Source organism: Pseudalkalibacillus decolorationis, from assembly GCF_024609785.1.
Taxonomy (GTDB): domain Bacteria; phylum Bacillota; class Bacilli; order Bacillales; family Fictibacillaceae; genus Pseudalkalibacillus; species Pseudalkalibacillus decolorationis.
Genome location: NZ_JANHJQ010000007.1, coordinates 77334 through 90353, shown reverse-complemented (window position 1 = coordinate 90353; position 13020 = coordinate 77334). Strand labels below are relative to the sequence as shown.

Genomic DNA, 13020 nt, shown 5'->3' with positions numbered 1-13020 from the left:
TGCTGTCTTGTTGGTATAATAGTTCGTGTTCAAGAGGGAGGACAAAATAGCCGTCATAACTTTTTGAACAACGTCTAAAGTGTTTCATTTAATTATGTAAATTAATAGCAAAGGAGTAGAACAATTGAAAACAACAGAACTTGTACATATACGTGGAAAAAAAGTGATTCTTAGAGATTTAACAGTAGAAGATGTGCGTGAGATCTATTATTGGAAATATGAAGCGGATGACCGTAAGCATTTAAACTGGAATGGCCCTTATTATAAACTTCCCCCTAAAACTCGTGATGAATTTCTAACAGATTATCAAGAAGAACTTAACAGGGTTGGAACCTCCACTCCAAGAAATACGCTTGTAATCGAAGCAGATCGAAAGTTAATTGGTACCGTTGGGTGGTACTGGGTTGATGAGGTAACGAATTGGCTTTGTAACGGAATTGCAATTTATGATTCTAGTTATTGGTCTGGTGGATATGGTACCGATGCATTTCCACTATGGACCGATTATATTTTCGAGCATATGGACGTGGTTCGAGTGGGGATTTCAACATGGTCCGGTAACGAACGTATGATGAAGCTTGCTAGTAAATTTGGAATGATTGAAGAAGGTAGAATTCGAAAAGCCCGAATTGTTAATGGGGAATACTATGATTCTATTAAAATGGGGGTTTTAAGGGAAGAATGGGAGCAACTGAAGAAAGGGGTACTACATAGCAGTTATGATCCTTGTCGCAGTTGGTGCAATCCTAACTCAGAAGGTTACGAGAGATAACGCAGAGGATAACGAGATGATCGCTGAACAGGAAAGAAAACAGCAAAGCGTATCAAGTAAAGCAGAATAATCGTCTTTGAAAATTACTTTAAAGGAGCTTGGACATCCAAGCTCCTTTTTTTATAATAAATTAATTCTAAATATATTGAATAAATAATTCTAAAAGTATAGAATATATTTAACCAAATATAAATGAGGTGTTCATATGGATGTTATTCAAACGACTGGTCGAAAAAGGGAAACGTACGAGGTACAAATCAATACTTCTTTGTTGTGGGAGTGCGCGCTCGGTATAGCCGCAATTACAAACAAACCGTTATTAAGGACATTAGATCAATTAGATAGCTATTGGGCAGAGATTCGGCAGTCGATGTCGGAGGAAATGAACGGTCAACTCGATTTTGTAGAGAAATACAATACCTGGAAGTCCCTACTTCTGCTGCTTCACGAAAAACCGTTCTCCGACTTGGTCTCCTTTCAAACATACATAGAGAATCTTACAACTGAGGAATTACGTTTTATTTGTATTCCCTATTTAGGCGTTAAGTTTCAAGAAATTCGAACACAAGCTTCTAAGGGTGATAATAATGCTTTGCTTGAGCTTCAGTCCAACTCAAAGTACAACATTTTCTTCCCCTCTTACATCGAGTTTATTTGCACATATGATATTCAGAAATTAAAGGAGCATCTCATTACAGTAATGACTGGATGGTATGAAGCAGTCATTAAACCTAACGCTGAAAACCTTTCCTCCATCCTAAAAACGGACTATACAAGCAAACAAAGCATGAAAGGGAAAATGAATAGTGAGGAACTCGTTGAATGGGCAACAGCTGGAATCACTTATCTACCTGAGCCCAATGTCCAAACTGTCCTTTTAATCCCGCAATATATTTATCGTCCTTGGAATATTGAAGCAGACATCGAAGGTACTAAGGTTTTCTATTACCCGGTCGCGAATGAAAGCATCCATCCCTCTGACGATAGTACGCCGAATTATTTCTTAGTGCAGAAACACAAAGCTCTCGGTGATGAAGTCCGGCTTCGTATTGTAAAACTTCTTTCAGGACATGATCGTACGCTTCAAGATTTGACCGATCAATTGGAGCTTGGAAAATCAACCATTCATCATCATCTGAAAATCTTACGCTCAGCTAGATTGGTCGAAATTAGAAGTTCGAAATATTGTCTAAAGCGTTCTTCAATTGATGTTCTGTCAAAAGAGTTAGTGTACTATTTGGAAAGTAATTAGGAGGCTTAACTATGGGTGAACCTGCTTTATCTCTACCTAAAAAGAACGAAATACCAAAACTAAAACGAAACTTCCTGGTATTCAGGTTTATGGGAGGCAATTTAATTTCATTTCTTGGAGATCAAATCTACCTAATCGCCCTTCCCCTTATCGTACTAGCAATTACAGGGTCTCCAATCAGCATGGGGATTGTCGCTGCACTCGAGCGATTACCCGTTTTACTCCAACCTTTCGCAGGGGTCCTATCTGATCGATTAAATCGGAAAAAGGTTCTACTTATTTGTGATCTGGGAAGATGCCTCCTCGTTGGCGGACTTGGGATTCTTTTTACCATAAACAGTTTGGAATTGTGGCAGTTATATAGTGGGGCTTTCCTGATCGGAATTCTAACTCAACTCTACAATACTTCACAGTTCGCAACGGTACCTGGTTTAGTTCGGAAAGAAGACCTTCAAGCAGTTAACTCAATTAATTCTGGTATTTTTAATGCTGCGGTAATGGTCGGCCCTGGACTTGGAGGTTTGATCATCAGCTTTTATCACCCAGGTTATGCTTTATTTGTAAATAGCTTAAGTTTCCTTATCGCGTTCATAATGATTTGGAGTATTCCTATCAAGACAGCGATCCGTGAACATCGAAAGAACTTCTTCTCAGATTTAAAAGAAGGCTTTTCATTTGTGATTCGAACTAAGGCGATCCTAATGACCAACCTTGCAATGATTTGCTCAATCTTTGGAACAACACTCTTTTTAACAATGATGATTTTTCATTTAAAAGATTCACTGCATTTTAATACTCTGCAAATTGGTTGGCTGCTTTCCATTGGAGGGATCGGTGCAATAGGCGGGGCGCTTTTAACAAATGGTTTGAAAAAACGGTACACATATCGAAAAATTTTATTTATCGGGTCTTCAATCGGTGGCTTATCAATAATCTTATTTGGTTGGGTCGATACATATGGATGGCTTGTGCTTGCGAATGGAATTGGAACTGCGGCTGCCGCAACGATGAGTCCATGTATTGTAACTATTCGCCAAACCCTTACCCCTGATCATTTATTAGGAAGAGTACAGGCAACAAGCCGATTCATGACATGGACATTAATTCCAGTTGCAGCTTTGGTTTCTGGGATTCTAGCAGAGAATATCGGTACAGGCTACACAATCATGATAGGTGGGATTCTTTCAACGGTGGCATCTATCATTTACTTACATCCTTCGCTTTCAAAATAAAAAGCGAACTAGTATACTGCTTTCTTTGTCACTGAGCGACGCCTTTTCCCGAATCCATTGACTACGATCACACCGAAAATCGCAACAATGCCACCAATTATAGACAGGGTACTAGGCCATTCTGAGAGCCAAACCCAAGCGACGAAGATGGCAATTACGGGTTCAATATATAACATGCTGGTTACAGAACTGGTATTACCTAATGAGAGTGCGGTAGCCCATGTGACATAAGCGATGGCTGCTGGGAAAATACCTGTATAAAGCACTGATAGATTTGCTTCTAACGTAGCCTGCTGAATATCTTGAAAAAGTCCAGGGGTGTACAGCAGAAACGGCAACGTTCCTGCCCAAGTAAAATAAGCCGTCAATTCAACTGGCTTATAGTGGTTATGTAGGGGTTTTTGAAAAACAAAAAACACCGATGTTGCTACTGCTGCCATTAATACTAACAGTGCTCCTAAAGAAATGGTAAAGGATGAACTTCCAGTTCCCATAGTAATTAGGGTAATGCCGATAAAACCGATTCCGAGACCAATCCATCCAAACATGCCTAAACGCTCTTTTAAAAAAAGAACAGCAATCAATGCAGTGAATACGGGAGTTGAACCGATTAGCATCCCTGCGTTTCCTGCCGAAATAGTTTGCTCGCCGAATGTAACACCTATGTTATAGATACTGATGCCAATCCAACCAAGTATTAAAATTTTTATTAAATCCTCTTTCTTAGGTAACCGAAACTTGACTCCAGGCAACAAGGCGTAAACAATAAAAATCCCAGACGCTATAAGATAACGAGTCAGTACTAAATGACCTGCAGAATAACCTCCATGAAGACTAGCGCGTATCGCCGCAAATGTGGATCCCCATATAATAACTGTAATAGTTGCCATCAAAAAAGCCTTTGCATTCAATTCCTCTCTCCCCCAAACACCTTCTATCTTAAACCGAAGTTATCATGGAACTTGGAGAATGGCAATCAATTAGTAATCTCATTAAAGTAGCAAAAACAACACAAATCACTGGAAAAAGAATGAAATCCCGTAACTTGGAGATACCATTGCTAGAAGACAAATGCGCTTAAATTTGAGGATGGTATTGATGAGGGATTTTACATGGCTTGTTAAATCATTATATCGCGAGTTTTTTAATCGGAAAATTTATGACCTCGCCGCACAGATGTCATATTATTTCCTCCTGTCGTTATTCCCATTTTTAATTGTAGTAATTACGCTTGCTAGTAACTTGCCCATTGATACCGGTTCTGTCCTTGATTTAGTTGAACCGTACGCACCTGAGGAAACGGTCGAATTCCTCCGCCAGACCTTACAAGGGATTTTTGCAAATCAAGAGGATAACGTACTTACCTTTGGGTTTATTGCTTCAATTTGGCTCTCATCATTCGCAATCCAAGCATTTTCACGCATTTTAAATGAAAGCTATCCGGAAAGAACGAAACGATCATTTTTTGTACAACTATTGGAAGGTTTATTGCTGACAATCGCTTTTATAAGTGTGGTGGTCATCTCAGTATTAATACCGGTTCTTGAACGATTGGCATTAAATTTCATTGAAGAGGATGCATGGTTGTATCACTTCATCATTACGTTCTGGAACCCGATAAAGTGGGTGATCGGAAGTGTCGTCTTGTTTATTTTCTTTTATGTGCTCTATCATTTTGTACCTAAGGCTAAGCTCACATTTAGAGACGTGGTTCCTGGGGCTATCTTTGCAACAATACTTTGGCAGATCATCTCAATTGGCTTTTCATTCTATGTAAGATACAGTCAATATTCTTTGATCTATGGTAATGTAAAAACCATTATCATCCTAATGATCTGGCTCTACTTAACCGCACAAACTCTAATACTTGGCGGAACAATTAACGCCATTCTTTTTAAAAAGAAATATAACAGTAAAAGTGAATCTAATGATTATATCTGATTGGAGTAGTGCTCTATTAACCTTTTGTATTTTATTCAATCTTAGAAAAACCAAGGAAAATTCAAATATTGATCAACCAGAAGAAGGGACGGAAAAGCAGAATTTTAAGGATTCCTGGAAAGAGGGCTGGACGTATGTTGTAAGGTAGCGAATTATTTTTAATAGCATCCTCTTTTCATTAATCGGAATCATATGTATCAGCTTGTTGATTTTCAGTTCCCCGTCCTTCTAAGATCGATCAATATGGAAGATCCCATGGGTATTCGGTTTAATTTTAAGTAGCGTCGGAGTTGGCCCAATCATTACGATTATTTGGATACAATCGTTTCCAAAACCTTCTTTACGGAAGGGCAATCTGTGGTGGAATGAGCTTAATCAGAGCTGCGACTGTAATTCAAACAGTAGGTATCGTTGTCGGTGGCATTGGATTTATTGGAGCTGTTCTTGAAAATGGTTGTGGAAAAAAGAAGTACCTGTTACTTCAAAAATCGAGGCAGTTCTTGTTGCAGAAAAAACGAGTGTTTAACTTTCGCTTAGTCCTACCCGAAAATAATAAAGTCAATGGACATCCGTCTTCGGGTGTTTTTTGTTCCACGTAAGGAACTAGCTTTATTTAGTCTATGCATTTATAGCTGGGCTGTCCGGCCATACTGGATCTGAGAAAGTAAGTGCTGGAGAATCGGGCCATACTGGGTCATCTGCTTGTTCAGGGCTGTCCGGCCATACGGGATCTGAGAAAGTAAGTGCTGGAGAATCGGGCCATACTGGATCTTCTGCTTGTTCAGGGCTGTCCGGCCATACTGGATCAGAGTAGGTTAATGCTGGAGAATCGGGCCATACTGGGTCATCTGCTTGTTCGGGGCTATCCGGCCATACGGGATCAGAGAAAGTTAATGCTGGGGAATCGGGCCATACTGGATCTTCTGCTTGTTCGGGGCTATCCGGCCATACAGGATCAGAGAAGGTTAATGCTGGAGAATCGGGCCATACTGGGTCATCTGCTTGTTCGGGGCTATCCGGCCATACGGGATCAGAGTTTACTAGACTTCCGGGATCGACGCTACTACTCTTAGGTATAACCTCGTAGGTTTGTATAAAAAATGATATTACCAACCCTACTACAACACTTCCTAACAAAAAGAATAAAGATTGTGCAACTTTTGACATAAATAACCTCCTGATAATAGAATTATTTTACAATTTAATACTATTATTTGCCTAGTTAATTTGTCAATAGTTTTTTTGAGTAATATATTTTAAAATAAAAATAGTTTAAATATTTTAACATCTATAAAATACTTATGGTAAAATAAATAAGGGAGGCGATTTATATTGGAACGTTCAGTTGGTAAACGTATAAAAATATTAAGAAAAGACCTAGGATTGACCCAAGGAGATTTAGCTGGGGATAAACTTAGTCGTGCAATGTTAAGCCTTATTGAGAGAGATCTCACAACACCCTCCCTCCGTACAATTGAATATTTATCTTACAAACTAGGTGTCTCAGTTGGGGACTTACTTGGGGAAAAAAAGGATCTCTCAAACAAATCAATTACTTATGAAGAAATCAAAAATGGGATTAATATATGTACAACATTATACAAGGTCGAAAAATACAACGAGGCCAAAATACGTCTAAAAGATATCGTCGAGATTGAAGAAGTTCATTTTGCTGAAAAGTGGCTCGCACATCGATTACTCGGTCAAATTTATGAAAAGCTGGATCAAAATGAAAAAGCCTTAGAACACTTCAACGAAGCTCTCTCCTATCTTCCTTCAACAGAAACGAAAGAAATCATCGAGGTCTATTACTACATAACACTAGCTAATCGGAAATTAAAAGATTACAAAAGGGGGATCGAGTCTGCCTTAAATGCTACCGCACTCATCAACTCCCGATATGTAGATATAGAATGCTTACTCCAGTTTGAGATTTTATACAATCTGGCTCTTTGCTATTGCCGTATTAGTGAGTTTCAAAAAGGATTAGAAGTGGTCCATCAAGCAATGAGAATAATGGAAGCAAATAAAGTGACGTATGTCAATGGGCACTTTTATATGCTCAAGGGACTCGCTGAACTTTATATGAAAAAGTATGCGGAGGGTATTGTTTCTACAAATGCTGCTCTTGGATATTTAAAATTAAATGAGGAGCCTCGTAAGTACATCGGTTCAAAGATTAATTTAGGCATTTTAAAAAGAAAACATGGTAGTATTGAGGAATCTTTTATACATCTGCATGAAGGTTTACAAAAAGCGAAGGAATATCAATTCTATGATCTTTCCAATAACGCCTATTATGAACTTGCACTCTCGTCGTTCTATAATGATGAACTGGAGAAATCTGAAAAACACGCTCAGTACGGTATAAACTTAGCTGGAAAAGGTAGTTATATTTATGCTCAATGCTGTTATGTGTTAGGGAAAATCAACCTCAAAAGAGGACTGTATTCGGAGGCACTTACCGAACTTAACAAAGCAGAAACCATCTTTCAGTCCTCTAAACTTAAGAATCCGTGGACGTCTTTAATAAAGATGGAAAAAGCAATTTGCTACAACAAACTTGACGATTCCACAAACTCGTTCAAAAATCTAATCGAAGCAAATCAGTTGTTGTTAGAAAAAGAAATTGACATAATTAGCACTGAGATACCCGTAATTCATTAATCTCAAAACTTTACAGGTTCCTCGAAGATTAAAGAAAGGGAGGATTCGCCTTGCTCAAAGGGGACAAAGTAATCTATAAGGGAAAAACCTACACCGTTATCTGGGTATACGAAACAGGTTACATTGAATTAAAAGGCGATTACAAAATCCAACTCGTGCACCAAAAAGAAGTTAGGCGGATTAGTTAGTTATAATGGAGAAGTTAAAGTTCCTGTTCAAATTACAGAAAAAGAGTGAGGGGTTAACCTGCATGGCCTCAGTTAACCCCTTTATAAATAACCTTCCTAAATATTTCTTCTTCTATTTTCCCGGCTCTCGTTCATACTTCAGCCATACACCAGCTGTTTCATCCTCTACATAGATTACACTTTCCTTTTTTTTATGAAATATTTCTATCCCGGGGATTGTCCCATCATCTTCATCTGTAAATTTCCCTGTAGGTACTAACTGGATCGCTTTCATCTTCTCTGATGAAACTGTACTCGAAAAATAGTATTTTTCACCTTCAAATGTGATCCAAGACTTTGGTAGTTGGTTCGTTTCTTCTACCGACGCTCCACATCCAAATAGAACAAGGAACAATACGCCAGCAACGACAAAGGAAAACTGTTGCATAACGACCTCCGTTTGCAGAAATTATTGTCCATACAGTATACGTAGTGGATTTCACTTTTAGATTGGTAAATTTCGATTATCTTTTTGGATGTAATGTTCCATCTATAGTACAAAGCTTATCTTATAACATGACAGGCTCGTATAACTAGGTCAATCTATTTATTTTTTGACTTTTCTGATAACATAATCACAAATTGTGGTATAGTACTGTAAATGGGATTGTTATATTGGTCTATTTTTCTTAGATTCTACTAATCAAAGGAGGATTACCATGAGTGAAATTCGGCTTATCCCGTATCAAGTGGAAGAAATCATCTCAGATCTATCAAACATCCCTGAGGGAGTTCAGATGATTGAGGCCCCACTACTATGGGAGCGAACAAAAAAGGGTAAGGGAAATGTCGTAGCAGTAATCGACACAGGATGCCAAATTGAACATCCCGACTTAGAGGATCGCATTATTGATGGCAAAAATTTCACAACCGATTTTAACAGTGATGTAACGAACTTCTCAGATAATAATGGCCATGGAACACACGTAGCCGGAACGATTGCTGCTTCCGGTTCTGGAAATGGTGTTGCAGGGGTTGCTCCTGGTGCAAATTTATTAATTTTAAAAGTCCTCACAGGTGAAGGCAGTGGTAAATACGAGTGGATTATTAACGCCATCCAATACGCTGTAGACTGGGAAGGTCCAAACGGAGAAAAAGCACGGGTTATTTCTATGTCACTCGGTGGCCCACAAGATGTCCCTGAGCTTCATGAAGTGATTAAGTATGCAGTCAATCATAATGTATCCGTCGTTTGTGCAGCAGGGAATGAAGGTGATGACCGGGAAAATACAGACGAATTCTCATACCCCGGCGCCTATAATGAGGTGATCCAAGTAGGGGCAATTGATTTCCAACGAAAACTAGCAAAATTCACAAATACGAATGCAGAAATCGACCTAGTGGCTCCTGGTGTGAAAATCCTGTCTACCTATCCTGACAACCGTTATGCACGATTGACTGGAACTTCTATGTCGACTCCACACATCTCAGGTGCGATTGCTTTGCTTATCACATTATGTGAAGGTGAATTTGAACGGAACCTATCAGAGGCAGAAATCTATGCACAATTAATTAAACGAACCACACCGATTGGGTTTTCAAAGCAGGGCGAAGGCAACGGCTTATTAACACTCGGCCTTGTGGACAAAATTGCCGACCTATTTACCACTCACACAAAAGACTGGGAAGATACATCCCCCGTTTTGTCTACTATGAAAAGTTAGAAAGGTGGGCAAAGACAAATTAGGAATGATTACTATAGAAAGTATTTTTATACTTTCTAAACCTGGAACAAATAACCACCGTACAAAGTACGGTGGTTATTATATCTTCTCATTGTAATAAAAAACTACATGTCGCCTTATAATCCTGAAGCCCGAATCTTTTAGTTGAATTATTCACCGTTCGGATGATATCCAGATTTTCCTGATGAATTATTCTCAGTTCAGATGAATTCCAGGTTTTCCGGATGAATTATTCTCAGTTCGGATGAATTCCAGGTTTTCCGGATGAATTATTCTCATCATGGATGAATTCTGAAGAATCCGGATGAATACTTTTGAGTACAGCTGGTAAATCTGTAAGGTTTTCATTAAATATGATCTTCTTATACTCTTTAAGAAGAGTCATTGCTACTTTTAACGCTAAATTGGTCTCTGACAGCCTCTATATGGTACAACCACCACGGACTTAAGGTCATTTTTGAACGAATAGTTATCCACAGCTTAAGAATTTATAGTTTCCTAACCATCGAGAAAAAAGATGACAGCATTTAGCTCGTCATCTCTTTAATTTCAAGTTACTCCTGTTAGAGCTACTCATTAGCCATACCTTCTTTTTTGGGAGCAGGTGAAATTAATGCAAATATAAAACCAATAATAGGGAAGATCATTGTCAATAGTAATATTTCACTGTATCCATTAAAAAGGTCATAGGCAAACCCAAAAGGAAGCGGACCAAAAGCAGATCCGATAACCATCGTTGTCATTGCGAGGCCTTTAATACTACCGAGATGTTTACGACCAAAATAATCTGGCCAAATAATTGATAATGTAATTCGCTCTAATCCATTTACAATACCCCAAACAACTCCAAATAAGATTGCCATCCCATAGGATTCAGTAAATAATAAGATAATAACAAATACCAGCTGTCCAATGAAGCTAGCTGCTAGGACAATGTGTACCTTAATACGTTCAAGGATGAAACCAGAGACCATGGTTATTGGAAATCCGACAACTGCCATAAGACTGAGAACAAAAGCAGCAGTACCTCTTCCCATACCGTTTCCTTCGAATATGGATACCAAATGGAAGGTAAGCCCGGTATTTACTAGCGCAGGAATACTAACACAAATGAGGATCAGCCAGAATTGCCTTGTCCTTTTAGCCTCTTTTAGCGTCCAGGAGACATCATACTCTGAAACCTCTTCGGTCCCATCACTTCTCATTTTTTTCACACGATTATCGGGTCTCAACCCCAGTTCCTCTGGCCGGTTTTTCATCATTAAAAAAACAAGCGGCACAAACAGCGTAAGCACCAAAACCCCTAATATGCGAAAAGCAATCTCCCAACTAAATGTTGTAATCAGCCAGGCATTCAATGGCGGAAACAATGCAGAGCTAAGGAAACCACCAATTGCCATCAAGCTCAATGCCCTTCCACGTTTGTCAATAAACCATTGGGGGACCAATGTATTGGGCAATAGTGTCATTGACCCTTGTCCGAAGAACCGGATTAAGAAGAAACCGACAAACAACATTGCTGGGGTAAATACAAAACTATTCCAAAAGCAAGCAATTGCAAGTGAAATTCCTACGATAATCGACATAGTCCGTTGCCCGAAACGATCAACACCTCTACCCATCAAAAATAAAAGGGAACCAGATAATAACGTGGCTGCTGAATAAATACCTGAAACGAGAGATCGACTCCAGCCGAACTCATTGATATAAGAATCTATAAAGACGGATATTCCGTAAGTCTGACCTGGTCCTGAAAAGAATAGACCTAGTGCACCTAGAAAAACAATAATCCATCCATAAAAAAACGGGAAACGTGACTGAATCTGTGCTTGTAAATTTTGCATGGTTCACCTCAAAAGCAGTTTAATCTTTTAGGATTACCTGAACCATTTTATCAAATCATTCAGAAAATATATAATATTTAGCCTGATGAACCTTTCGAAAACTGAAATATTCTCATCATTACAAACGGGACCTCCTTATAGGGGTCCCGAGCCTTGTTGGTTATCAACATATCTTTAGAGATCATATAATAGTTTTTCTTCTTAAATCCACATAAAAATCGATGTTGTTCAATGAAATACATCTATGACTTGTATCATTTTCCACTCTAAACGCTGAGCCCAATAAGAAAAGCGCAAGCGTCCTGCTTAGCCACGAAGGTCACTGGAAGACCGACGAGGAGGCTGTTGCCGCCGCAGGAGGCCTGAAGTGATCCAAGTGGTTGGGCGCTGAAGCTGGACATTACATCCATGCCGCAAACTTTTATACTTTCTTTACTCATAAAAATAAGAGGATTTTCACCTACGATTTTACACTTTGGGTTTCAAGCCGTCCAAATGATTTCAAGAGCTTGAGTTGTCCGTAGGTTAATATCCCTTGCCATGCTACTTTTGCTTTCGGCCAGTCATGCTCGTATTGGCCCCATTGCCAATTCGGGTGCCATGAGCCATCATTTTCCTGTTGCTCAATAGCATAGTCGAGATTTTCTTCCACACTTTCTTTCATCATTTCATAGAAGGCTGAATCAGGGCGATCAGCAAGCTGCACCGGCTGTAGTCCATAATTCCCCCACTGTTCTCTTTTTAGGTTCACTAGTTCTGGAATGTGCTCTTGAATCTTATCGTTAATTTTCTCTTGTTCAGATAGACTTAGTTCTTCTGCAAGCCTTAAGTAACAGAGGGTTTCATGCATATCAAGGTTATCCAGCCCCTCGAAATGAGCAAGACATCGTTCCCTTAAGTTGTTTGATACTTCCCTAGGGACGAGTTCTTTGTAACGTAATAAGTAGCCCGTAATTTCAGCATTCGGGTTCCCCCATGCTGATTCAACCATCACACGCTCCTGTGCTTCATCATAGTGCCACCATGGTGCATGCGGAACATCGTTCACTTCTCGTGGTACTGCATTCCATCGACCTTTTTCAGGGTGATAGTTTTTCAGAAGATACGTGATTGCTTCGCGTACCATCGGATGATCTGATGTCAGATCTAGTTCTTTGAAAACTTGAAAGGCTATTGTTGTTGCCATTGGTGAAGACTGATCTAATTGGAAATCCGGTTCAATTTTCTTGCCAAATCCCCCATCTTCATTTTGGTATTCCCGCAACGCATCGATCACGTCATCTTTCGAACCACTTTCAAAGTAATAGTTAAACAATGCTTGCTCTAATCTTCTCCCATGTTCAAAAAGATAATCTTTAGCTTTTTGAAAAGAATTACTGTCCAACCTTTTCATGAATATC

At 39.2% G+C, this 13020-nt stretch carries 11 protein-coding genes and 2 pseudogenes; 8 read left to right on the top strand and 5 right to left on the bottom strand.

From position 1 onward, the window contains the following. Positions 1 to 124: 124 nt before the first annotated feature. The 4 genes and pseudogenes from NON16_RS08420 to NON16_RS08405 form a co-directional block, all read left to right on the top strand. Positions 125 to 688: pseudogene (locus tag NON16_RS08420) on the top strand (GNAT family N-acetyltransferase); the annotation flags it as partial. Positions 689 to 698: 10 nt separating this feature from the next. Beyond that, positions 699 to 842 (top strand): annotated as a pseudogene (locus NON16_RS08415) (YiaA/YiaB family inner membrane protein); the annotation flags it as partial. 135 nt (positions 843 to 977) lie between these two features. After that, positions 978 to 2024 carry an ArsR/SmtB family transcription factor gene (locus tag NON16_RS08410; protein ID WP_257348417.1) on the top strand — a complete coding sequence of 349 codons (1047 nt, stop codon included), beginning with the start codon at positions 978 to 980 and terminating at the stop codon, positions 2022 to 2024. Positions 2025 to 2035: 11 nt separating this feature from the next. Continuing rightward, complete coding sequence (locus NON16_RS08405; RefSeq protein ID WP_257348416.1) at positions 2036 to 3256, top strand: MFS transporter; 1221 nt, start codon at positions 2036 to 2038, stop codon at positions 3254 to 3256. An 8-nt stretch (positions 3257 to 3264) separates the two neighbouring features. Here the strand turns inward: NON16_RS08405 and NON16_RS08400 are convergent, their stop codons facing one another. Next, on the bottom strand, positions 3265 to 4167 hold the full coding sequence (locus tag NON16_RS08400; RefSeq protein ID WP_257348414.1) for a DMT family transporter: 903 nt from the start codon (positions 4165 to 4167) through the stop codon (positions 3265 to 3267). A gap of 187 nt (positions 4168 to 4354) precedes the next feature. On the opposite strand from NON16_RS08400, the gene NON16_RS08395 reads away from it, so the two are divergent. Next, a complete protein-coding gene (locus NON16_RS08395; protein ID WP_257348412.1) occupies positions 4355 to 5197 on the top strand; it encodes a YihY/virulence factor BrkB family protein in 843 nt (280 codons plus the stop codon). A 290-nt stretch (positions 5198 to 5487) separates the two neighbouring features. Continuing rightward, positions 5488 to 5796, top strand: coding sequence for a hypothetical protein (locus NON16_RS08390; protein WP_257348411.1), 309 nt, complete (start codon positions 5488 to 5490; stop codon positions 5794 to 5796). Between the two features lie 19 nt (positions 5797 to 5815). Here NON16_RS08390 and NON16_RS08385 read toward each other — a convergent pair whose 3' ends face one another. Continuing rightward, complete coding sequence (locus tag NON16_RS08385; protein ID WP_257348410.1) at positions 5816 to 6364, bottom strand: hypothetical protein; 549 nt, start codon at positions 6362 to 6364, stop codon at positions 5816 to 5818. 165 nt (positions 6365 to 6529) lie between these two features. Between NON16_RS08385 and NON16_RS08380 the strand changes: the two genes are divergently transcribed. After that, positions 6530 to 7864: a tetratricopeptide repeat protein gene (locus NON16_RS08380; protein ID WP_257348409.1), complete on the top strand. Its 1335-nt coding sequence runs from the start codon at positions 6530 to 6532 to the stop codon at positions 7862 to 7864. A 300-nt stretch (positions 7865 to 8164) separates the two neighbouring features. On the opposite strand, the gene NON16_RS08375 is transcribed toward NON16_RS08380, so the two are convergent. Beyond that, on the bottom strand, positions 8165 to 8479 hold the full coding sequence (locus NON16_RS08375; RefSeq protein WP_257348407.1) for a hypothetical protein: 315 nt from the start codon (positions 8477 to 8479) through the stop codon (positions 8165 to 8167). Positions 8480 to 8750: 271 nt separating this feature from the next. Between NON16_RS08375 and NON16_RS08370 the strand changes: the two genes are divergently transcribed. Then, positions 8751 to 9755, top strand: coding sequence for a S8 family peptidase (locus tag NON16_RS08370; protein ID WP_257348406.1), 1005 nt, complete (start codon positions 8751 to 8753; stop codon positions 9753 to 9755). 590 nt (positions 9756 to 10345) lie between these two features. On the opposite strand, the gene NON16_RS08365 is transcribed toward NON16_RS08370, so the two are convergent. Further along, a complete protein-coding gene (locus NON16_RS08365) occupies positions 10346 to 11620 on the bottom strand; it encodes an MFS transporter (protein WP_257348405.1) in 1275 nt (424 codons plus the stop codon). A gap of 460 nt (positions 11621 to 12080) precedes the next feature. Beyond that, positions 12081 to 13013 carry a prenyltransferase/squalene oxidase repeat-containing protein gene (locus NON16_RS08360; RefSeq protein WP_257348404.1) on the bottom strand — a complete coding sequence of 311 codons (933 nt, stop codon included), beginning with the start codon at positions 13011 to 13013 and terminating at the stop codon, positions 12081 to 12083. Positions 13014 to 13020 lie beyond the last annotated feature (7 nt).